This is a genomic window from Streptomyces sp. CY-1, from assembly GCF_047218265.1.
Lineage (GTDB): Bacteria > Actinomycetota > Actinomycetes > Streptomycetales > Streptomycetaceae > Streptomyces > Streptomyces niphimycinicus.
Genome location: NZ_CP178393.1, coordinates 8,371,713 through 8,394,206 on the forward strand (window position 1 = coordinate 8,371,713; position 22,494 = coordinate 8,394,206).

15 protein-coding genes are annotated in these 22,494 nt (G+C 72.9%); 10 read left to right on the forward strand and 5 right to left on the reverse strand.

All coding sequences use genetic code 11. The features are described 5' to 3' along the window. The first annotated feature begins 98 nt into the window (after positions 1-98). The 8 genes from ACK1X7_RS36020 (at position 99) to ACK1X7_RS36055 (ending at position 10,623) form a co-directional block, all read left to right on the forward strand. Positions 99-941 carry a nitrilase-related carbon-nitrogen hydrolase gene (locus tag ACK1X7_RS36020; protein WP_385152520.1) on the forward strand — a complete coding sequence of 281 codons (843 nt, stop codon included), beginning with the start codon at positions 99-101 and terminating at the stop codon, positions 939-941. Next, the gene (locus tag ACK1X7_RS36025; RefSeq protein WP_390792832.1) at positions 938-2,347 is read left to right on the forward strand and encodes an aspartate aminotransferase family protein; all 1,410 of its coding nucleotides are present in this window, start codon (positions 938-940) and stop codon (positions 2,345-2,347) included. Before ACK1X7_RS36020 ends, ACK1X7_RS36025 begins: the two co-directional genes overlap by 4 nt. Further along, positions 2,344-3,747 (forward strand): dihydropyrimidinase, encoded by a 1,404-nt coding sequence (hydA, locus tag ACK1X7_RS36030; protein WP_216347113.1) that lies wholly within the window; start codon positions 2,344-2,346, stop codon positions 3,745-3,747. The genes ACK1X7_RS36025 and hydA overlap by 4 nt, the downstream gene beginning before the upstream one ends. A gap of 14 nt (positions 3,748-3,761) precedes the next feature. Then, positions 3,762-4,763, forward strand: a complete 1,002-nt coding sequence (locus tag ACK1X7_RS36035; RefSeq protein WP_361499975.1) for a TIGR03842 family LLM class F420-dependent oxidoreductase — start codon at positions 3,762-3,764, stop codon at positions 4,761-4,763. Positions 4,764-5,061: 298 nt separating this feature from the next. Then, the gene (locus ACK1X7_RS36040; RefSeq protein WP_413116153.1) at positions 5,062-6,099 is read left to right on the forward strand and encodes a methyltransferase; all 1,038 of its coding nucleotides are present in this window, start codon (positions 5,062-5,064) and stop codon (positions 6,097-6,099) included. Positions 6,100-6,227: 128 nt separating this feature from the next. Beyond that, positions 6,228-7,727, forward strand: coding sequence for an MFS transporter (locus tag ACK1X7_RS36045; RefSeq protein ID WP_413116154.1), 1,500 nt, complete (start codon positions 6,228-6,230; stop codon positions 7,725-7,727). A 610-nt stretch (positions 7,728-8,337) separates the two neighbouring features. Then, positions 8,338-9,165, forward strand: coding sequence for an inositol monophosphatase family protein (locus tag ACK1X7_RS36050; protein WP_390792835.1), 828 nt, complete (start codon positions 8,338-8,340; stop codon positions 9,163-9,165). A gap of 45 nt (positions 9,166-9,210) precedes the next feature. Then, positions 9,211-10,623 (forward strand): phytoene desaturase family protein, encoded by a 1,413-nt coding sequence (locus ACK1X7_RS36055; protein WP_361499967.1) that lies wholly within the window; start codon positions 9,211-9,213, stop codon positions 10,621-10,623. A gap of 42 nt (positions 10,624-10,665) precedes the next feature. Here ACK1X7_RS36055 and hemC read toward each other — a convergent pair whose 3' ends face one another. From hemC to ACK1X7_RS36080, 5 genes are all read right to left on the reverse strand, one after another. After that, positions 10,666-11,625, reverse strand: coding sequence for a hydroxymethylbilane synthase (gene hemC, locus ACK1X7_RS36060; RefSeq protein WP_382961177.1), 960 nt, complete (start codon positions 11,623-11,625; stop codon positions 10,666-10,668). 30 nt (positions 11,626-11,655) lie between these two features. After that, on the reverse strand, positions 11,656-16,290 hold the full coding sequence (locus ACK1X7_RS36065; RefSeq protein WP_413116937.1) for an SAV_2336 N-terminal domain-related protein: 4,635 nt from the start codon (positions 16,288-16,290) through the stop codon (positions 11,656-11,658). A gap of 137 nt (positions 16,291-16,427) precedes the next feature. Then, positions 16,428-17,417, reverse strand: a complete 990-nt coding sequence (locus ACK1X7_RS36070) for an AAA family ATPase (protein ID WP_390792838.1) — start codon at positions 17,415-17,417, stop codon at positions 16,428-16,430. 81 nt (positions 17,418-17,498) lie between these two features. Continuing rightward, positions 17,499-19,664, reverse strand: coding sequence for a trypsin-like peptidase domain-containing protein (locus ACK1X7_RS36075; RefSeq protein ID WP_413116155.1), 2,166 nt, complete (start codon positions 19,662-19,664; stop codon positions 17,499-17,501). A gap of 45 nt (positions 19,665-19,709) precedes the next feature. Next, positions 19,710-20,171, reverse strand: a complete 462-nt coding sequence (locus ACK1X7_RS36080) for a CU044_2847 family protein (protein WP_413116156.1) — start codon at positions 20,169-20,171, stop codon at positions 19,710-19,712. Between the two features lie 153 nt (positions 20,172-20,324). Between ACK1X7_RS36080 and ACK1X7_RS36085 the strand changes: the two genes are divergently transcribed. Further along, a complete protein-coding gene (locus ACK1X7_RS36085) occupies positions 20,325-21,800 on the forward strand; it encodes an AlkA N-terminal domain-containing protein (RefSeq protein ID WP_385151269.1) in 1,476 nt (491 codons plus the stop codon). 164 nt (positions 21,801-21,964) lie between these two features. After that, the gene (locus ACK1X7_RS36090) at positions 21,965-22,468 is read left to right on the forward strand and encodes a methylated-DNA--[protein]-cysteine S-methyltransferase (RefSeq protein ID WP_385151272.1); all 504 of its coding nucleotides are present in this window, start codon (positions 21,965-21,967) and stop codon (positions 22,466-22,468) included. The last annotated feature ends 26 nt before the right edge of the window (positions 22,469-22,494 follow it).

Here is a 22,494-nt window from a genome sequence, read left to right on the forward strand (position 1 = left end):
GTTGAGTAACGGCGGCGGTATTGCCAGAGTGGTCAGTGCGCTCTTACGTTCTTCAGAGCCGGATTCTACGTGCGTAGACACAGGTTGAGGAGCTCATCATGGCCAACCTCGTACGTGCCGCTCTCGTCCAGGCCACCTGGACCGGCGATACCGAATCGATGATCGCGAAGCATGAGGAGTACGCCCGGCAGGCGGCCGCGCAGGGCGCCAAGGTGATTGGCTTCCAGGAGGTGTTCAACGCGCCGTACTTCTGCCAAGTGCAGGAGGCGGAACACTACCGGTGGGCGGAGCCGGTGCCGGATGGGCCGACCGTGCGGCGGATGCGGGAGCTGGCGCGGGAGACCGGCATGGTGGTCGTGGTGCCGGTCTTCGAGCTCGAGCAGTCGGGTTTCTACTACAACACCGCGGCCGTGATCGACGCCGACGGCAGCTATCTGGGCAAGTACCGCAAGCACCACATCCCGCAGGTCAAGGGGTTCTGGGAGAAGTACTACTTCAAGCCGGGGAACGTGGGCTGGCCGGTGTTCGACACCGCCGTGGGCAAGGTCGGGGTGTACATCTGCTACGACCGCCACTTCCCCGAGGGCTGGCGCGCCCTGGGGCTGGCCGGGGCGCAGCTCGTCTACAACCCCTCGGCCACCTCCCGCGGGCTCTCGGCCTACCTCTGGCAGCTCGAACAGCCCGCCGCGGCCGTCGCCAATGAGTACTTCATCGCCGCGATCAACCGCGTCGGCACCGAGGAGTACGGCGACAACGACTTCTACGGCACCAGCTACTTCGTCGATCCGCGCGGTCAGTTCGTCGGCGACGTGGCCAGTGACAAGGAGGAGGAGCTGATCATCCGCGACCTCGACTTCGGTCTGATCGACGAGGTGCGGCAGCAGTGGGCGTTCTACCGCGATCGGCGCCCCGACGCCTACGAGGGGCTGGTGAAGCCATGAGCAGCAGCAGTAGCGAGGCCACGAGTGGCAGCAGCGATGCCATGAGCAGCGGCGATGCCGTGAGCAGCGGCAGTGCCACGAGCGACGGCAGCGGCCGCATCCACGCGGCCCTGCACACCCGGCACCAAGCCGTCCTCCCCGACTGGCTCGCCGTCTACTACCAGCGCCCCATCGAGATCACCCACGGCGAGGGCCGCCATGTCTGGGACGCCGAGGGCAACCGCTACCTCGACTTCTTCGGCGGCATCCTCACCACGATGACCGCGCACGCCCTCCCCGAGGTCACCAAGGCCATCAGCGAGCAGGCGGGCCGGATCCTGCACACCTCCACGCTCTACCTCGACCGGCCCATGGTCGACCTGGCCGAGCGGGTCGCCGCCCTGTCCGGCATCCCGGACGCGCGGGTCTTCTTCACCACCTCCGGCACCGAGGCCAATGACACGGCCCTGCTGCTCGCCACCACCTACCGCCGCTCCAACCAGATCCTGGCGATGCGCAACAGCTACCACGGCCGCTCCTTCTCGGCCGTCGGCATCACCGGCAACCGCGGCTGGTCGCCGACCAGCCTGTCGCCGCTCCAGACGCTGTATGTGCATGGCGGGGTGCGCACCCGGGGGCCGTTCGCCGGGCTGTCCGACGGGGAGTACATCAAGGCGTGCGTCGCCGACCTCGAGGACATCCTCGGCCAGGCGCACGGCAATGTCGCCGCGCTGATCGCCGAGCCGGTGCAGGGGGTCGGCGGCTTCACCTCGCCGCCCGACGGGCTGTTCGCCGCCTTCCGCGAGGTGCTCGACCGGCACGGCATTCTGTGGATCACCGATGAGGTGCAGACCGGCTGGGGCCGCACCGGCGACCACTTCTGGGGCTGGCAGGCGCACGACCGCTCCGGGCCGCCCGACATCCTCACCTTCGCCAAGGGCATCGGCAACGGGATGTCGATCGGCGGTGTCGTCGCCCGCGCCGAGGTCATGAACTGCCTGGACGCCAACTCCATCTCCACCTTCGGCGGCAGCCCCATCACGATGGCCGCCGGTCTGGCCAACCTCACCCACCTGGTCGAACACGATCTACAGGGCAACGCCCGCCGGGTCGGCGGGCTGCTGATCGAGCGGCTGCGCGCCGCCTGCGCCGGTCTGGACACCGTGCGCGAGGTCCGCGGCCGAGGGCTGATGATCGGCATCGAGCTGGTCGAGCCGGGCACCGGCGACCCGTACCCCGAGGGCGCGTCCGCCGTTCTGGAGGCCGCCCGGGAGGGCGGGCTGCTCATCGGCAAGGGCGGCGGGCACAACAGCAGCGTGCTGCGGATCGCCCCGCCGCTCAGCCTCACCGTCGCCGAGGCCGAGGAGGGCGCGGAGATCCTCGAGGCGGCCCTCAGGACCGCCCGGTCCGGAAGGAGCGTGAGCTGATGTCCCGTACCGTGATCCGCGGCGGGCTGGTCGTCACCGCCGCCGAGGAGACCCTGGCCGATGTGCTGATCGAGGACGGGAAGGTCGCCGCCCTCGCCTCGTCCGGCAGCGCGTACGCCCAGGGCTGGACGGCCGACCGTACGATCGACGCCACCGGCAAGTACGTCATCCCGGGCGGGGTCGACGGGCACACCCATATGGAGATGCCGTTCGGCGGCACCTTCGCCTCCGACACCTTCGAGACCGGCACCCGGGCGGCGGCCTGGGGCGGCACCACCACCATCGTGGACTTCGCCATCCAGACGGTGGGGCACGCCCTGCGCGAGGGGCTGGACGCCTGGCACCTGAAGGCGCGGGGCAACTGCGCCATCGACTACGGCTTCCACATGATCCTCTCCGATGTGAACGAGAGCGCGCTCAAGGAGATGGATCTCCTGGTGGGGGAGGGCGTGACCAGCTTCAAGCTGTTCATGGCCTACCCGGGGGTCTTCTACAGCGACGACGGGCAGATCCTGCGGGCCATGCAGCGCGCCTCCGCCAACGCCGGGCTGATCATGATGCACGCCGAGAACGGCATCGCCATCGACGTCCTGGTGGAACAGGCCCTGGCCGAGGGCAGGACCGACCCCCGCTACCACGGTGAGGTCCGCAAGGCGCTGCTGGAGTCGGAGGCGACCCACCGCGCCATCCAGCTCGCCCGAGTGGCCGGCGCCCCGCTGTATGTCGTCCATGTGTCGGCCCAGGAGGCCCTCGCGGAGCTGACGCAGGCACGTGACCTGGGGCTTCCGGTCTTCGGCGAAACCTGTCCGCAGTATCTGTTCCTGTCCACGGACAATCTCGCCGAACCGGACTTCGAGGGCGCCAAGTACGTCTGCTCCACACCGCTCAGGCCCGTCGAGCACCAGGCCGCGCTGTGGCGGGGGCTGCGGACCAACGACCTCCAGGTGGTCTCCACCGACCACTGCCCGTTCTGCTTCACCGGGCAGAAGGAGCTGGGCCGGGGCGACTTCTCCAAGATCCCCAACGGTATGCCGGGCGTGGAGCACCGGATGGACCTGCTCCACCAGGCCGTGGTGGACGGCCATATCTCCCGCCGCCGCTGGATCGAGATCGCCTGCGCCACCCCGGCCAGGATGTTCGGCCTCTATCCGCGGAAGGGCACCATCGCGCCCGGGACCGACGCCGACATCGTCGTCTACGATCCGGCGGCCCAGCAGACCCTGTCCGCCGAGACCCACCATATGGACGTCGACTACTCGGCGTACGAGGGCAAGCGGATCACCGGACAGGTCGAGACCGTGTTGTCGCGCGGTGTCCCCGTCATCGACCGGCGGAAGTACACCGGGCGGGCCGGGCACGGCCAGTTCCTCGTCCGCGACACCTGTCAGTACCTCGGCTGAGCCAGGGAGCGAGCATGGACTTCGGACTCGTCCTACAGACCGATCCGCCCGCCTCGGCCGTCGTCGAGCTGATGCGCCGCGCCGAGCGCAACGGCTTCGGCTACGGCTGGACCTTCGACTCCGCCGTGCTGTGGCAGGAGCCGTTCGTCATCTACAGCCAGATCCTGGCCCGGACCGAGCGGCTGATCGTCGGCCCGATGGTCACCAATCCGGGCACCCGCACCTGGGAGGTGACCGCCTCCACCTTCGCCACCCTCAACGAGATGTACGGCAACCGCACCGTCTGCGGTATCGGCCGCGGTGACTCCGCGCTGCGGGTGGCCGGGCGCAAGCCCAATACCCTCGCCCGCCTCGGCGAGGCCATCGACGCCATCCGCGATCTGGCGGAGGGCAGGGAGGCCGTCGTGGACGGCAGCCCGATGCGCATCCCCTGGATCGAGGACGGCAGGCTGCCGGTGTGGATGGCGGCGTACGGCCCCAAGGCGCTCGCGCTGGCCGGGCAGAAGGCCGACGGATTCATCCTTCAGCTCGCCGACCCCTTCCTGACGGAGTGGATGGTCAAGGCGGTGCGCACCGCCGCCGCCGAGGCCGGGCGCGATCCGGACGCGGTCACCGTCTGCGTCGCCGCCCCCGCGTATATCGGCGACGACCTGGCCCACGCCCGAGAGCAGTGCCGCTGGTTCGGCGGCATGGTCGGCAACCATGTGGCCGACCTGGTCTCCCGCTACGGCGAGCACTCCGGCGCCGTGCCCGAGTCCCTGACCGCGTACATCAAGGAGCGGCAGGGGTACGACTACGCCCACCACGGCCGCAGCGGCAATCCGGACACGGCCTTCGTCCCCGATGAGATCGTCGACCGGTTCTGCCTGCTCGGCCCGGCCGAGGCGCATATCGAGAAGCTGGAGCGGCTGCGGGCCCTGGGGGTCGACCAGTTCGCCGTCTACGCGATGCATGACGCGAAGGAGCGCACCCTCGACGCGTACGGCGAGCGGGTCATCCCCGCGCTCACCGGCTGAGCCGCTGACCGCTCAGCCGCGTATCCGCACCCGTACGCCCGCGCACCGCGTGAATGCCGGCCGGCTGACCACCGGCCGGCATTCGGGCCTTCCGGGATCATTCGCCGTAACATTCTCGCGATTCCGCCGCCCGGCCCGGCAAAGACCCTTTTCTCAAGGAAGGGTCAATTCCGTTTTGGGGCCCGCAGAACAAAGGACACTCCGTCCCTGAAACCTTCGAACATGGCTACAATCACCTCGGATTCTGTGCTCTGATATGCCGTCGACTGAACGACTCCTTGTCAGAGAAGGGTTGGGCATGACGCAAACCGAGGTACCGATAGAAGTGGAGCTCAGAGGGCTCTACAAGGCCCACTATCGGTTTCAGTTCCTGAGCGCGGGATTCCAGTTGGGGCTCTTCGCGCTGGTGGAGAAGGAGCCCGGCCTGGCCGTACGGGAGATCGCCGCACGGCTGGACCTCAAGGAGCAGCCCACCCGCATCCTCCTTCTCGGTTGTACGGTATTCGGGCTTTTGCGCAAGGACGGCGCGGGTTACCACACCACTCCGCTCTCGAAGCCGCTGACCGCGAACTTCGACGAGTCGCCCGCGTCCAACATTCCCTGGGAACAGCACGGTATCTACCGGGCGATGGCCTGGTTCTGTGAATCCCTCAAAGAAGACACCAACATCGGACTGCGGCGGGAAATTCCGGGAACGGCGCCCACTCTCTACGGGCGGCTCGCCGAAAATCCCGAGCTGGAGAGCACATTCCACACCATGATGTCTTCGGTGAGCAGGCTCGTGGGCGCCGAACTGGGGGAGAAGCTGGACCTCTCGGGGTGCGGCCACCTCCTGGACATCGGCGGCGGAACGGCCATCAACGCCGCGAGCCTCGCCGCCCGCTGGCCGGACCTGCGCATCACCATCGCCGATCTGCCCTCCGTGGCGACCGCCGCCAACGAGAAGATCGGGAAGCTCGGGCTGGCCGACCGGGTGCGGGCGGTGAGCCTCGACGCCTTCCGCGACGAGTTCCCGACCGGCTGCGACGGAGTCCTCTTCGCGCACTTCCTGGAGATCTGGTCCCCCGAGCGGATCCGGGCACTGCTCGCCAAGGCCGCCCGCGCCCTCCCGCCCGGCGGCGGGATCCATGTGGTCACCCCGCGCCAGGACGACGACGGCACCGGACCCGAGCGGGCGGCGATGCTGTCCGCCTACTTCCACACCATCGCCTCCGGCGAGGGCATGGTCTACACGGGCGCCGAGTACGAGCAGTGGTTCCGCGACGTGGGCTTCGAGCCCACCGGACGGCTGCCCCTGGGCGCGGACACCGTCGTGATCACCGGCCGCAAGGCATAGCCGGGCCGCAAGGCACAGCCCGGAACCAGGCGAGGCACCTCCGGCGGGCGGACCCTTCGATGCGGAGGTCGCAGCGGTCCGTACGCCGGGGCATGACCCGCCCCGACCCCGACCAGGAGGCGCGAACCATGGCCGGCGCCACGAGCCAAGCCACCCCGGGCGACGCGGACGGCGCGGACGGCGAGAGAGACGGCCCGCCGCCGCACCACCGCCACAAGTGGCTGATCCTGGGGATCTGCTGCATCAGCCTGTTCATGGTGGGCCTCGACACCACCATCGTGAACCTCGCCCTGCCGTCCATCCAGGACGATCTGGACGCCTCGCCCTCGGGACTTCAGTGGACGGTGGACTCCTACACCGTGGTGCTCGCCAGTCTGCTGATGCTCTCCGGCTCCATGGCCGACCGGTTCGGCAGGCGCCGGACCTTCCAGACCGGGCTGCTGCTGTTCAGCCTGGGGTCGCTGCTGTGCGGGCTCGCCACCGACACCGGTTCGCTCATCGCCTTCCGGATGGTGCAGGCCATGGGCGGCGCCATGCTCAACCCCGTCGCGGTCTCGATCATCGCCAACACCTTCACCGACCTCAAGGAGCGGGCCAGGGCGATCGGGCTGTGGGGCGCTGTCGCGGGGGTGAGCATCGCGCTGGGGCCCGTCGTCGGCGGTGCGCTGGTGGACTCGACCGGCTGGCAGGCCGTCTTCTGGGTCAACCTCCCGGTCGCCGCCCTCGCCCTCGTCCTCACCGCGCTGTTCGTCCCCGAGTCCAAGGCCCCGCGGCCGCGGAGGCTCGATCCGGTGGGGCAGCTTCTGGTGATCGTGCTCTTCGCGACGCTCACGTTCGGCATCATCGAGGGCCCGGTCAGGGGCTGGGGCTCGGCGCAGATCGTCGGCTGCTTCACGGTGGCGGCTATCGCCGCCGCCACCCTCATCGGCTATGAACTCCGCCGCGCGGAACCGCTGCTGGACGTCCGCTTCTTCCGCACCCCCTCCTTCAGCGGCGCCATCGTCTCGGCGGTGTGCGGTTTCGCCGCGCTCGCCGGGTTCCTCTTCCTCAACGCCCTGTACCTACAGGACGTACGGGACTTCTCGCCGCTGCACACCGGGCTGCTCACGCTGCCGATGGCCGCCATGACGCTGGTCTCCTCGCCGCTCGCGGGCCGTATCGTCGGCGCCCGCGGCCCGCGCATCCCCATGGTGATCGCCGGGGCCGGTACGGCGGGGTGCGGGCTGCTGCTGACCCGGGTGGGCGCGGACACCCCCATCTGGTACCTCGTGATCGCCTACGTGGCGTTCGGCATCGGCTTCGGCATGCTCGACGCCCCGCTCACCTACTCGGCCGTGTCCGGGATGCCACGCTCCCAGGCCGGGGTGGCCGCCGCGGTCACCTCCACCGGCCGCCAGGTGGGTGCGGCCCTCGGCGTCGCCGTCCTCGGCTCGGTCTCCACCGCCCGGGTACACGGCCCCTTCGCCACCGGCTTCCCCGAGGCCAGCCATCTGGGCTGGGCGATCATGGCGGCCTGCGGTCTGGCCATCGTGACCCTGGCCCTACTCACCACCGGCCCCCGGACCCGCGACCCGGCAGCCCCCACCCCCGAACCACCCGCCGCCCGCCCCACCGAACGCGTGCCCTGACCCCTGCTCGTCCCGCGCCCGTCCGCTGCCCCCGGGCGCGCCAGCGGCGCCGTCCGTCCCCGGGCCCTTGGCGCGCGGCGGCGCGGGGCCCTGGCAAGCGGCGGCCCGCTCGTTCCTGCGCCCGCGGCGCCCGGCAGCGTGCCCGTGCCCGTGCCCGGACCCCGGGCGCCCGGCGCCAGGCAGCGCTGCCGTTCCGGGCCCGCGGCGCCCGGCACGGCGCCCGTTCCTGTACCGCTCCTGGCGCGCCAGCGGTGCTTCGGTTCCCGGGCCCCGGGCGCGCGGCGGCATACCCGGGCCCTTGGCGCGCGGCGGCATGCCCGTTCCCGGGCCCTTGGCGCGCGGCGGCATGCCCGTTCCCGGGCCCGGGCGCCAGGCAGCGCTGCCGTTCCGGGCCCGTGGCGCTCGGCACCGCGCCCCGTGGCGCGCCTGTGGCGCCCCGCACCGCGCCCGTGGCGCCCCGCACCGGGTCCGTTGCCGTGCCGTATATCGACGAGGAAATTTGTGATGCCGGTCGAAAAGGGATTTGGGGCGGTCGCTCCCTTCACCTCGATGACATCGTCTGGCGGCCGGTATGCCACCTGCCGTCGCAGAGACATGATTCGATGAACACATGATCGATGAATTTCTCGCCGGTGATCTCGGCGCGGTGGAGGACGCGATCCGCACGGCGGTCGCCGACGAGGTCATGCCGCGCTACCGGCAGCTCGCCGCCCACGAGATCGTGGAGAAGAATGGTCCGCACGACCTGGTGACCATCGCCGACCGGCAGGCCGAGGAGCATCTGACCGACGCCCTCACCAAGCTGCTGCCCGGCTCCGTGGTGGTGGGCGAGGAGGCGGTGCACGCCGACCCGGCCGTGCTCACCGCCCTCGGCGGCGACGCACCCGTATGGATCGTCGACCCGGTCGACGGCACCCGGCAGTTCGTCCACGGCGACCCCGGCTTCGCGACGCTGGTCGCCCTCGCCCACGGCGAAGAGCTGCTCGCGTCCTGGACCTACGCCCCGGTGCTCGACCAGATGGCCATCGCCCGCCGTGGCGGGGGCGCCCTGCTGAACGGCGAGCCGATCCACTGCGGATCACCGGAGCCCGGCGCGGTCCTCCACGTGGCCGTCTCGCACTACGACTTCACCACCGACGCGGAGAAGCGCGCCCTGTCGGGGCTTCAGGTGCCGGGAGTTGAGGTGCGCCCCTGCGGTTCGGCCGGTCTGGAGTATCTGAACGTGGCCCGCGGGCAGCTCGACGCCGTCGCCTTCACCTGGGAGAACGCCTGGGACCACGCCGCCGGTCTGCTGCTGGTCGGCGAGGCGGGCGGGGCACATGCCACGCTCGCCCGCGAGCCGTTCCGGATCACCGGGGGCAATGCCCTTCCTTTCACGGCGGCCAGGGACGAGGCGGCCGTTGCGCATATCCTGGGCTTGCTGGCCGCCGCCGGCTGATCGTTCCAGCGATTCCTCAAGGACGAGGGGGCCGAGGTGCCGTCCATGCTCGACGCGGTCGTTGTGGGAGCCGGGCCGAACGGGCTCACCGCGGCCGTCGAACTCGCCCGCCGCGGCTGCGCGGTGGAGATCTTCGAGGCCGCGGACACCATCGGCGGGGGCTCCCGCACCGAAGAGCTGACCCTCCCCGGCTTCCGGCACGACCCCTGCTCCGCCGTGCACCCCCTCGCCATCGGCTCCCCGGCCTTCGACCGGATGCCGCTCGCCCGGCACGGCCTGGAGTGGCTCCACCCCGAACTGCCGCTGGCCCACCCCTTCCCGGACGGCACGGCCGCGGTGCTGGCCCGCTCGGTCGGCGAGACCGCCAGGTCGCTCGGCCCGCGCGACGCCGGGACCTACCGCCGACTGATCGCGCCCTACCTGGGCAAATGGGCCACCCTCGCCCCCGATATGCTGCGCACCCCCTGGGACGGGGTGCCCCGCGACCCGATCACCTGGGCCCGCTTCGGGCTGCACGCGGTGCAGCCGGTCTCACTGCTCGCCGGGCCGCTCCGCTTCCGCGACGAGAAGGCGCGCGCCCTGTTCACCGGGCTGGCCGGGCACGCCATCGCGCCGACCAGCGCGCTGGTCACCAGCGGACCCGCCCTGATCTTCGCCGTCGCGGCCCATGAGGTCGGCTGGCCGATTCCGCGCGGCGGCTCCCAGTCGATCGTGGACGCGCTGGGGGCGTATCTGCGCGAGAACGGCGGGACGATCCACGTCTCCACCGAGGTCAAGCGGCTCGACGAGCTGCCGCCCGCCCGCGCGTACATCTTCGACACCTCGCCGCGTGCCCTGGCCCGTATCGCCGGTCTCGGCAACGCCTACCGCCACTACCGCTACGGGGCCAGCGCCTTCAAGATCGACTATGCGATGTCCGGCCCGGTGCCCTGGACCGCGCCCGAGGCCCGGCGCGCCGGCACCGTCCATGTCGGCCCCACCTCGGGCGAGATCGGCGCGGCGCTGCGGGCCGCCGTCGACGGGCGCGACCCCTCCGTCCCGTTCCTGATCACCTCTCAGCCGACCCTGCTCGACCCCTCCCGGGCCCCCGAGGGCAAGCACACCTTCTGGGCGTACGGCCATGTGCCCAGCGGGTGGAAGGGCGACGCCACCGAGGTGATCGAGCGTCAGATGGAGCGCTTCGCCCCCGGCTTCCGCGATCTGGTCCTGGCCCGCGCGGTGGCCGGACCGCCCGAACTCGCCGCGCGCAACGCCAACTACATCGACGGCGACATCGCCTGCGGCGCCTTCGAGGGCATCCAGGCGGCCATCCGGCCCAAGCTCGCCCGCGTCCCGTACGCCACCGCCCACCCGGCGGTCTTCCTGTGCTCCTCCGCCACCCCACCGGGGCCCGGCGTCCACGGCATGTCGGGACACCACGCGGCGCGGGCGGTGTGGCGGAGGCTGCGGGCGCGGTAGGGCCCGGACGGCGGCGGGAGCCGCCTCAGCGCGGGAGCCGCCTCAGTGCGGGATCGTGTCGATGACCTCGCGGGCGCCCTGCCGCAGCAGCGCCACCGCGACCGACGTGCCCAGAGTGGCCGGGTCCAGCGGGCCCGCCCACTCGTGGGCGTCCAGCACCGTCTTGCCGTCCGGGCTGAAGACCCGGGCGCGCAGCGAGAGCCGCCCGTCGCGCTCGGCCTTGGCATAGCCCGCGATGGGGGAGTTGCAGTGCCCTTGCAGCACATGCAGCAGCATCCGCTCCGCGGTGATTTCCTTCCAGACCTCGGCGTCGCCGAGCCCGGCCACGGCCTCGATCGTCTCGGTGTCGTCCTCGCGGCACTGGAGCCCCAGCACCCCGGCCCCGATCGGCGGGCACATGGTGTCCACCGGCAGGATCTCGCTGATCCGGTCGGTACGGCCGATCCGCTCCAGCCCCGAGACGGCCAGCATCAGCGCGTCGCACTCGCCCGCCGCCAGCTTCTCCAGCCGGCGGTTGGCGTTGCCGCGCATCGGCACGCACTCGAGCTGCGGGTGAGTGATGGCGAGCTGGGCGACGCGCCGCACCGAGGAGGTGCCGATCCGGGTCCCCGCGGGCATCTCGTCGAGGGTCAGCCCCTCGGGGTGGATCACGGCGTCCCGGATGTCGTCCCGCTTGAGGTACGCGGCGAAGACCGTGCCCGCGGGCAGCGGCCGGTCGGCGGGCACGTCCTTGATGCAGTGCACCGCGAGGTCCGCCTCGCCCGCCAGCAGCGCGGCGTCCACCTCTTTGGTGAACGCCCCCTTCCCGCCCAGCTTCGACAGATCGCCCATCCAGCGGTCCCCGGAGGTGGTGACCGGTACGACCTCCGTACGGATACCGGGTCGCAGCGCGGCCAGCTCGGTGCGGACCCGCTCCACCTGGGCCAGGGCCATGGGGGAGGAACGGGAGACGATGCGGATGAGACCGGCGGAGCCGTGACCGGAGTCGGAGGCGGAAGACATGGCCTAGAGGATAGGCCCTCGGGGCGGGCGCTATGTCCCTGCCCCGGGGAACCCCTCCGCGACCAGCACCGCGAGATCGAGGTAGGCGTCGAATGTCCTGGGCGCCAGTCGCGCGAGGTCGATTTCCCGCCCGGCGGCCACATGGTCGTCGTACGGCACGACGACCACGTCGCGGCAACGGGCCCGGAACTCCGTGACCGGGTCTTCTCTCGGGTCGGGCCGGGACGTCTCATGTGATGTGCTGATCACGGTGATGGCATTGCGTGCCAGGTCCGCGCGGCCGTCCTCGGCCAGCCGGTCCAGGATCGTGTGCGCGCTGTTCGTGAGTTCCGCGGACGGGGTGGTGACGATGATGAGCTGGTCGGCGAGGTCGAGCACGCCCCGCCTGCCGGTGTGGGACGTGTCGGTGTCCGAGTCGGCGAGAATGATCGAGTAGTGCCTGCTCAGCGCCCCGATGACGCGGCGGTACTCCTCGTTGGTGACCGGGACCCGCCGGGTTCCCAGTCTCCTTTGGTCATAGTCCCCCGCGAGGATCTCGAGTCCGGACGGCTTCTGTGTGGTGTACGGCTCCAGGGACGCATGGTCGTCGGGAAGCGGATCGCTGTGCGCCAGATCACTCAGGGTCGCCCCGGTCTCGTGCTGAACGCGACGGGTGAGACCCCGGCCGCCGGGGATCGCGTCGAGCGCGAGGACGTGCTCCTCGCGCTCGCTCGCGAAGATGGCGCCGAGCGCGAGCGTCGTGGCGGTCCGTCCGACCCCGATCGGGTGGCTGATCACCGCGATGCGGTGGCAGACCGTCAGGTCCCTCAGGATCACCTCCCGTTTCCGCTGCCGCCGGGCACTTCTGCCGAATCCGGCGTTCCGGAGAATGGCCGTCAGACGGCTGGGGCGCGCGGCGCGGGCGGGCGGCGGGGCCTCGGGCCGTTCCGCGAGCGGCAACTGAGGGCCGGGGACGGACGTGTCCGGCGGCGACTCGTCTGGGAGTTGGGCGTCCGTCGACTCGAGCTCGTACAGCGTCTCGGGGCCGAACGTCGGCATGGCCGTCAGGCACTGGACGAAGACGTCGGCCACCCGGCCCGCTGACGGTCGCCTGCCCGGCCGGTCGTCCAGACAGGCAGAGATGATCGAGAGCAGTTGGGGGTTGCGCCACAGGTCCGTGGTGCGGATGAGCTCTCCGGTCGGCTGCGCGTCGCTCAGGTCGCGGAGGATCCGGCCCAGGGCGTAGACGCTGTCCGCGGCGGTGGGAGCGCCCGGGGGGCGGGCTCCGACGTTCGCGTCGGTCCAGCCGATCAGTTTCACCGTGTTGTCGGTGACGAGCACGGTGTCCGCCGTGAGCGGCCCTGGTACGACGCCCTTCAGCGTGCACATGTTCACCGCCTCGGCGATGCGGAGGCCGATGGTGGCGGCGCGCTCGGCGTCCAACAGGGGGGAGCCGTCGGGCCTTCGGCCCATGAGCGAGGACAGCGGCGGGGCTGGTGAGCCGTCCGGGAGCCGGACGCATTCCACCACGAGCCCCGGAGGGTTGAGCGAGGAAGCGTCGACGAAGAGCCGGGGGGCGTAGTGCCCGGCCATCCGCCGCAGCGCGTCCGCCTCGGCCCGCAGTCGCCGCCCGCTGCCCTGGGCGGTGCCGCCAGGGGCGATGCGTAGCACCACATCGTTCGACGCGTCCGGCCGACGGGCCAGATAGACGCGGTAACCCCGACTGCCGCCCAGCCGTCGGTAGGACCGATACGCGTTGATCGACGGCAGGGTGCTCTCGGGCTCCGGGCGGGAGGCGCGAGCGGAGCCGGGCGGCGCCGAGGATGGTGGGGCCGTCAACACATTCCAACCGCACATGTCGCAGAAGCGGTCGTCCGGGGCCAGTGGACTGCCGCACTGCGCGCAGACGATGGGCCGCTCGGCCCGGGGGCGTCGGGTGCGGGGCTCCGGAGTCCCGGCCTCCGGCTGGAAGTGGCTGAGGAACTCCCAGACCTCGTGCGCGGAGTGGCCGTGGGGCCTCTCCCGGCACGACATCACCAGCGCGCGGAGCGGCTCCCACGCGGCACTGCTCCAGCGCGGCATGAAATAGAGCCCCGGGGCGGGCCGACGCGTCGGCGCCCCGCCGCCGAGGCTCAGCAGGATGTCGCCCAGTGCCCTGACGTTGTCCTCGGGGGTCGGCTGGCGGTCGCCGCCGAGTGCGGGGGACGGCGCACCGTCGATGGACGCCGATGACCAGCCGGTCAGGAGGATGTCCGCCCCGGCGACATGCACCGTGCTGATGGTGAGGTCACCGTGCACCATGCCCGCCTCCTCGGACAGCCGTACCGCGTCCGCGACTTGGCGGGCGAGCGCGAGGGCGGTGTGCTCGTCCCACCGCCCGGGGTCGGTGTGGGGGGCCTCGTCCGACCGGTCGTCCCCTCGCTCGGCGTCGCCGCGCAGGAAGTCCAGCCGGTGCTCCCATCCCTCGGCGTCGCCGCGCAGGAGGTAGTCCAGCCGGTCCCCGATGAAGGCTTCCTCCGCGAGCCACGGAACGTCGTCGTCCAGCCCCGTGCGCAGCAGACGGCGGGTGTAGCGCCCGTCCATCCGGCGCAGTGCCTCCGCCTCCACGCCCAGCAGGTCGGCGGCCTGCTGTCCGCGCAGATGGCGGGCGATCCGGACGATGGCCTCCGCACCGTAGGCGTCCTGGCCCAGAAAGGGATTGACGCGCGCTCCCGGCGGTCCGGCCATCGTCAGCCGGTACGGGCCGAGCATGTGCGGGTCACCGGACTCCGGGCGGCGCCACTCCTGCGCCGCCGTGGCGGTCGCGAACGCCGACGACAGCGACGGCGCCCCCAGCCGGGTCGCCAGCCGTCGCTCCACCGCGCTGAAGGGCCGGGCGCCGGGCGGAAGCCGGTCGGTGCCGCGCGCGTCGGCCAGCCAGGCCGGGAAGTCGGGGGAGCGGCCCGCCAGTTGTTCCAGTCGGCGGCCGATCAGCTTGCCGGTGGCGACCAGTTCGGACAGCGGTACCGCGCCCAGCAGGGCCCGCTGCGCCGTGTCGGCGAAGGCGAAGGGACGGTGTTCGGGCGGCAGCGGGTCCGGTCCCGCCGCGGCGGGCGGCTCGACGGGGTGCATCAGCCCGCCCAGGAACACCTCGGCGAGACGTCCGGTGTCGGTCCGGCCGTCCACCGCCTTCTGCACCATCCGCATCACCGGCACCGGCAGCGGGGCCACGGCGGCCAGATGGGCGGCCAGCCGGTACGCCTCCGGGGAGGCCGCGTCCCGGAAGCGCTGGACCCGGCTCAGCTCATCGGCCGGGCCCCGGAGGGCGGATGGGCCGGGGACGGTGGCGGCCGGGGCGGGGCGGGGGCCGCCGCGCCCCGGGTCCAGCAGCGGCAGGACCGCCGTACCGCTCGCGGAGGCGATCAGCCGGGCCCAGTCGGCCAGGGGCCCGGCGTCCGGTTCCAGCACCGGTACCGGCACCCCCTCGAAACGCGCCAGCGCGGCGGGCAGCACCGGATCCGCGACCGTCCAGTCCGTATTGGCCGAGCCCGGTCTGCGGGTCCGCACCTGCCAGCGCCGGGCCCGGATCCCGGAGCCCTCCCACAGCCGGGGCGGCAGCGCGTGCACCACCGCCGTGGGGCCGACCCCCGCCCAGCGCGCCAGCACCTGGCCCATCCGCCCGTCGCGCCACGCGGCCCCCACACCGTCGCTCACCACGAGCACCAGCGTGTGCCCGGAGGGGTCGGAGAGCGCCGTCGTGGGGAGCCTGGGCGTGTCCGGGGCGTAGGGCCGGGCGCGCAGCGCGGGGGCGTCGGTGCCGCGCGTATGCAGCCCGAGGACGCGTACGACGCGGAACGCGCCCGAGCGCTCCAGCACCGTGCGCAGTTCGACGGCGAGCCGCCGCCACAGCAGCATCGACATCCCGTCGTCGATGACGAGCGCGAGATCGAGCCAGCGCTCGCGGGCGGGGCGGGTCACCACGTCCGGCAGACCGGTCTCGGCGAGCGCCGTGGCGGTGGCGGCCTCGTCGAACTCCCGCTTGAGCGGATTGGGACGGTGCTGCTTCAGCGGACGCAGGGCACGGCCGATGGACAGCTCCTGGCGCAGCGCCTTGTCCTCGGGCACGCGCAGCGGCAGTGCGCGCCGCGCGTCGGGCGCCCCTTCCGTATCGGGGCCCTGGCTTCCGCCGTACAGGCCGCGCAGCCGCTGATCGCTACGGGTGCGGGGCTGGTCGGGTGGGTCGTCCGGGCGCCCCTTCGTGGGGGCGGACGGCTGGGCGCCGGGGCCGTCGGCCTCGGGGGTAGGGGCGGGGCGGTCGGCTCGGGGGGCGGCTGGGCGGACGCGGCCGGGGAGGCCGTGGCGGGGGGACGGGCGGGCTCGGGGCGGGTGGCGGGCAGCGCCGTCCCGCCACCTGTCACCGCACGGGCCAGGGGCGCCCGCTCCACGCCGTCCTCGGGCAGCCGACCGGCCAGCCAGAGCGCGTCGAGCAGCTCCTCCCTGGAGAGTTCGAGACCGCTGGAGGCGAGGACCACCATCGCCTCGTCGAGCCGCCCCAACCGCTCGGCGCCGCCGCCTGGCCCGGCGCCACTCGGCTCGGCGCAGTCTTGCCCGGCGCCGCTCGGCTCGGCGCAGTCGTGCCTGGCGCCGCCTTGCCCGGCGCCACTCGGCTTCGTGCCGCCCTGTCCCGCGCCGCTCGGCTCGGCGCAGTCGTGCCCGGCGCCGCCTTGCCCGGCGCCGTTCGGCTCCGCGCCGCCCTGCTCCGCGCCGCCAGGCTCAGCGCCGCGCGGCTCAGCGCCGCGCGGCTCAGCGCCGCCAGGCTCAGCGTCCCCCCGGCCCATGTGTCGTTACACCGCCCCGCCCAGCCGGTGCAGCACCGCTTCCAGCAGGCCGTCCACCGTCACGTCCATGCCGCCCGCCCGCAGGAACACGGCGTTCAGAAGCTGATCGGTCGCCAGCTCGCGGGCAGCGCGCCGACGGAGGAAGGCGTCCAGCAACTGATCGACCTCCTCCAGCGCGTCGTCCCCCAGATGCGCGGTGACGATCGCCCGCAGCCGCCCCTCGTCGGGGGTGGGCAGCTCCAGCCGTACGCAGCGGCGCAGGAAGGCGGGCGGGAAGTCGCGCTCGCCGTTGCTGGTGATCACCACGACCGGGAACTCCTCGCACACCAGCCGGCCCCGACGCACCGTGGCCCGCTCGCCCGCCCGTGCGGTGAGCACGTCCACCACCGACTGGTCCTCCGGCAGCCGGGCCAGCTCGGGGATCTCGAACTCGCCCTCCTCGAAGACGGTCAGCAGGTCGTTCGGCAGGTCGACATCGCCCTTGTCGAGTTCGTCGACGAGCAGCACCCGGGGGCGTTCGTTCGGCACCAGCGCGGTGCCCAGCGGCCCGAGCCGTACGAAGCTGCCGATGTCGGGCTCGGCCTCGCCACGGTCGCGGGTCAGGGCCGTCTCGCGCAGCCGTCCGATCGCGTCGTAGCGGTAGAGCGCGTCCTGCACGGTGGAACGGCTGTTGACCGGCCAGCGCAGCACCTCGCCCAGCCCCATCTCATGCGCGACCGCCCGCGCGAGCGAGGACTTGCCGGTCCCGGGGCTGCCGGTGACGAGCAGCGGGCGGCGCAGATGGAGGGCGGCGTTGACCACGTCGGCGTGTTCGGGCGAGATGAGATACGGCGCCGGGCCCGCCGGACCGGACGCGGACGGTGCCTGCTCCCCGTCCGGGACCGTCCGCTCCCCGCCGCCGAAGCGGCGCCACGGCGGGGCGGGTGGCATCTCCACGTGCCGGGCCACGCCGTCCCCCCGGAACAGCCGCCAGTCGTGCCGGTCCCGTGGATTCATCGGGGAACCTCCCTTTCGGTCCGCCTCAGCGGACATCGCGCGCCTCCTGTCGTCATCACGTCCCGCCATCGCGTCCCGCCGTCACTCCGTAGGGTCCGCGAGGTCCAGCCGTGGCAGCGCCCGTCCGGCGTCGGCCCAGGCGAGCACCGGACGCCCGCTGTACTCCTCGGGTCTCTGCATGGTTTTCGTGCGGTAGGTCCTTACCGCTTCGGGCAGTTCACGGGTGCTCACCCCCGCCGCGTGACGCACGGCCGGGGATCCCGCCTCCCCGCTCCGGTCCCACAGCACCACCGGAATGCCCGCGGCGAGACACATCTGCACCACACCGGTGCGCCGATGGGCCGCCACATCGATGGTGACCCGGGCGGTGAGCCGCTCCATGACCAGCCCGCACACCGCCTCCGGGTCCGGGGCCGTGGCGTCGTCGATGTGCACGGGCTCCTCGGCGTCCAGCCGCACCCAGCGCTCCCGCCACTGGTCGAGCATGGTGCCGCCGTTCAGCTCCCGCAGCTCGGGGCAGTTGACGACCAGGGGGTACGGAGTGCCGAGCCGCATGGGGAGCACCGCGCCCGGCCCGGCGGCCTTCCAGCGGTCCACGGGCACCTCCAGGGCGTCCCGGTCCACGATCAGTTCGATGACGGGCCGTGGCCCCGAGGGGTCGGGGCGGCGCAGCGAGCCCACGGCGGCGAAGATCTCCTGGGCCACCTCCTCGGCGCCGCGCGGCCGTTCACTGTCGTCCGACACCTGGCGCAGCCCGTCCCCGTCGTCGCACCACAGCCGCAGCCGGTACCGCTCCGGCTCCTCCCGGGCCGTCGCCGACGTGCCGCCCGATGTGCCGCCCGATGGGGCCCCGTAGGGGTCCAGCTTCGCCACGACGCGGGGTGCGGAGCCACGGGAGGCGCTCTGCGCCCACTGCTCGGCCTCGAGGCGGCGTTCGGTCATGGCGGCGTCATGGACGCCGAGGCGACGGGCGACCGCCGCGTTCCACCGCCGCAGCGGGGTGCGCTGGTCCGCCGGACAGCACCCGGCGGCCACGAACTCCACGGCGCGCAGCAGCCCCGGCACGGCCATGACCCCGTCGTCGGTCGGCGAGCTGTCGCCGTGCAGCCCCTCCAGATGGGCGATCAGAGCCTCGAACCGTCCGGCTGGCGCAGCGTCGTTCCTGCCCGCACCGCAGTGGCCGCCGCTGTCGGCATTGTCGCCGCCGGTGAGCAGCGCCGTGGGCAGGGCCGCCAGTGGCAGCGCCGCCCGTACGGCCCCGGGGACACCGGCCGCGGCGGCCATGGGCAGGGCGCGCAGCAGGACCAGCAGCCGCTCGTGCTCACCCGGCGAGAGCAGCCCCGGCAGACCGCAACGGCGTCCGATCGCCAGGAGGTCGTCGGCCGCCGTGCCCGCCGTGCCGCGCACCGCCTCCACCAGCGCGGGCAGGGCACGCCCCCGGGTGAGCAGCAGATGGGCGAACTCATCGGCGGAGGGCACGCCGTCCGGGCGATGGCCGAGGCCGCACTGCCGGGCGACCGTCCGGCAGGAACGGATCCAGCCCTCGGACAGCGGCAGCGGCCCGTCCAGCAGGGAGACCAGCTCCGCGTAGCCCGGGTGGTCGCGTACGTCCTCCTCGGGCTGCCGGGGCAACAGATGGCCCGCCCCGGCGTCGTGCAGCTCCCGCGCCACGCGCTGCCAGGGGATGCCCCAGGCGCGGCGCAGCGTCCCCTGGATGCGGAGCTTCGCCGTCACGAGCCCGACGACGGCGCCCTCCTCGTCGGACCACAACGGGCCGCCGCTGTAGGCGGGTTCGATGTCCAGGGCGCGCTCGGCGCCGTCGAAGTAGCCGAACCGCCCGTCGCATTCGCTCACTTCGGCATCGGCGAAGACCCCCGGCTCACCGCTGCCGTGCCAGGCCCGTACGAGCTGCCGCTGTGCCATCGGGTGCCAGCGCGGCGGCTCGATCGCGGGCGGCAGGGCCGCGGACAGCCGCAGTACGGCGAGGTCGCCGTTCCACTCGAAGGCGCCCAGGCCGCCGTCGTCGGTCCGGGGCGGTATCCAGACCGCCAGCTCGGCCTCGGCCTCGACGGTGTGCTCCGGTCCGTGGAGCCGTACCGGAACGGCGATCGGGCCCGGGTGATCCGGGGCCAGCCGGTCCTTTCCGAGAGCGCTGTTGACCACATGGGCGCAGGTCAGCAGGTGGCGGCGGGGCAGCAGGACGCCCGCGCCCGCCGGTCTTCCGTCGGCCTTGGCGAGAATGGACACGGCGGGCCGCGACAGGGACCCGTGTGCGTGGAACCACCCCATGGCTCAGGCCGAGGGGCCGGGCCGGGACGGCTGCGGCGGCTCTGACGTACGTGGCGTCTGGGGCGTCTGCGGCGTCTGGGACGGCACCGTCGGCTCGGGCCGCTCCGACGGCCTCCAGGTGGCCGAGAGCGTCAAGTTGGCGTTCCCATTGGCACCCACGATGCCGAGTTTGAGGTCCTGGCCGACCTGCACCCCGAACTGCACGGTGAACTCCTGGGGCGGATGGGGAGTCGAGCGGACGGCGTCGTGCACGTCCTCCAGCACCTGCCCCAGCCCCTGGAGGATGACGCTCAGACTGGCGTTGGCGAGCGTGGCGGCGGCCCGCGCACCGCGCCCCACCGGGGTCACGCCACCGACGCCGCCGTACGCCTCCTCGAGAGAGGCGTCCCCTACGGGAGCCAGTTCCAGCCGTACGGTGGTGCCGTTCGCCAGGGGTATCTCACGGTGTTCCGTCACATTCCTCATCATGCCGATCATCAGGGCCCCGGTCTGCCCCTTCGCACCAAACACCGCCGGAACGGGGACATGGCGCGGGGCGCCAAGGGCGCGCGTCGCCCGGTGAGGTCAATGTCGGATTCCCGCGAGAACGGACCCGCCCCGCTGACGGATGCTGGACCCATGCACACCGACACCGACCGCTGTCTCCGCGCCGCACAGGCGAAGGACGCCCGCTTCGACGGGTGGTTCTTCGTCGCCGTCGTGACCACTGGGATCTACTGCCGGCCGAGCTGTCCCGTCGTCGGGCCCAAGGCCGAGAACATGCGGTTCTACCCCAGCGCCGCGGCCGCCCAGCAGTCCGGCTTCCGGGCCTGCAAGCGGTGCCGTCCGGACGCCAGCCCCGGGTCGCCGCAGTGGAACGAGCGCGCCGACCTCGTCGCCCGCGCCATGCGGCTGATCGCCGACGGAGTGGTGGACCGGGACGGGGTGCCGGGCCTGGCGGCCCGGCTGGGATACAGCACCCGGCAGGTCGAGCGGCAGTTGCTCGCCGAACTGGGCGCGGGCCCGCTCGCCCTGGCCAGGGCACAGCGGGCGCAGACCGCGCGGCTGCTCATCGAGACCAGCGCGCTGCCGATGGCGGACATCGCCTTCGCGGCCGGGTTCGCCAGTGTCCGCGCGTTCAACGAGACCGTACGGGAGGTCTTCGCGCTCTCCCCGACCGAGCTGCGGCAGCGGGCCACCCGCGGGCCGCGGACCAGCGTGCCGGGGGCGCTCACCCTGCGGCTGCCGTTCCGGGCGCCGCTGTGCCCGGACAACCTCTTCGGCCACTTGGCCGCCACCGCCGTCCCCGGGGTCGAGGAGTGGCGCGACGGCGCCTACCGGCGGACGCTGCGGCTGCCGTACGGACCCGGGGTGGTCACCCTGAGCCCACGGCCGGACCACATCGCCTGCCAGCTTTCCCTCGCCGACCTCCGCGACCTGGCCGGGGCGATCAGCCGCTGCCGGCGGCTGCTGGACCTCGACGCCGACCCGGCCGCCGTGGACGACCTGCTCCGTACGGACCTCCAGCTCGCGCCGCTGGTCGACAAGGCCCCGGGGCGGCGGGTGCCGCGCGCGGTGGACGCGGAGGAGTTCGCGGTGCGCGCCGTGCTCGGCCAGCAGGTGTCCACGGCCGCCGCCCGCACCCACGCCGGGCGCCTGGTGACGGCACACGGCGAACCGGTGGAGGACCCGGCGGGCGGCCTGACCCACCTCTTCCCGTCCGTCCAGGCCCTCGCCGGACTGGACCCCGAGACGCTGGCCATGCCCCGCACCCGCCGCGCCACCCTCACCGGGCTGGTCGGCGCGCTCGCCGAGGGCCGGGTCGCACTCGGCGTCGGCAGCGACTGGGACGACGCCCGCGCGGCCCTGGGCACGCTGCCGGGGCTCGGCCCCTGGACCGTCGAGGTGATCGCGATGCGCGCGCTCGGCGACCCGGACGCCTTCGTCCCGACCGACCTCGGGGTGCGGCGTGCCGCCGCCGAGCTGGGGCTGCCCGCCACGCCCGGCGCCCTCACCCGCCACTCGGCACGCTGGCGCCCCTGGCGCGCGTACGCCGTCCAGTACCTCTGGGCCACGGACGCGGCTCACGCCATCAACCGCCTACCCGCGGCGTGATGGCCCGCCGGGCCGGCCGGGCGACGAACCGGTTTGTGGGCAATCGTTCCGCGGGGCGGGACGGGTGGGCACAAACCGGCCACCGGGCCGCACCCGGCAACGAGACAGTGGCCCGCACACCCCCAAGCCGCACCGCATCACCCCCCGAACCCGCCGAGGAAACCATGAACCGCACCCACACCACCATCGACAGCCCCTACGGCCCCCTCACTCTCGTAGCCACCGGCGCCGACCTGTCCGGCCTCTACATGGTCGAGCAACGCCACCGCCCACCCGAGGAGACCTTCGGCGCGCCCGGCGACCCGGCCGACGCCCCCTTCGCCGAGACCGTCCGCCAGCTCGCGGCCTACTTCGCGGGCGAGTTGACCGCGTTCGACCTGCCGCTGCACCTGGACGGCACGCCCTTCCAGCGCCGCGTCTGGGCCGAGCTGCGGCGCATCCCGTACGGTGAGACGTGGTCGTACGGGCAGTTGGCCGACCACATCGGGCAGCCGACCGCGTCCCGCGCCGTGGGCCTGGCCAACGGCAAGAACCCGGTCGGCATCATCGTCCCCTGCCACCGCGTCGTGGGCTCCAGCGGCAGCCTCACCGGCTACGGCGGCGGGCTGGATCGCAAGCGGCGGCTGCTGGAGTTCGAGGCGCGGCAAGAACTGCCCAGCCTCTTCTGAAGCCGAAGTCGGTGATCAGCCGAAGC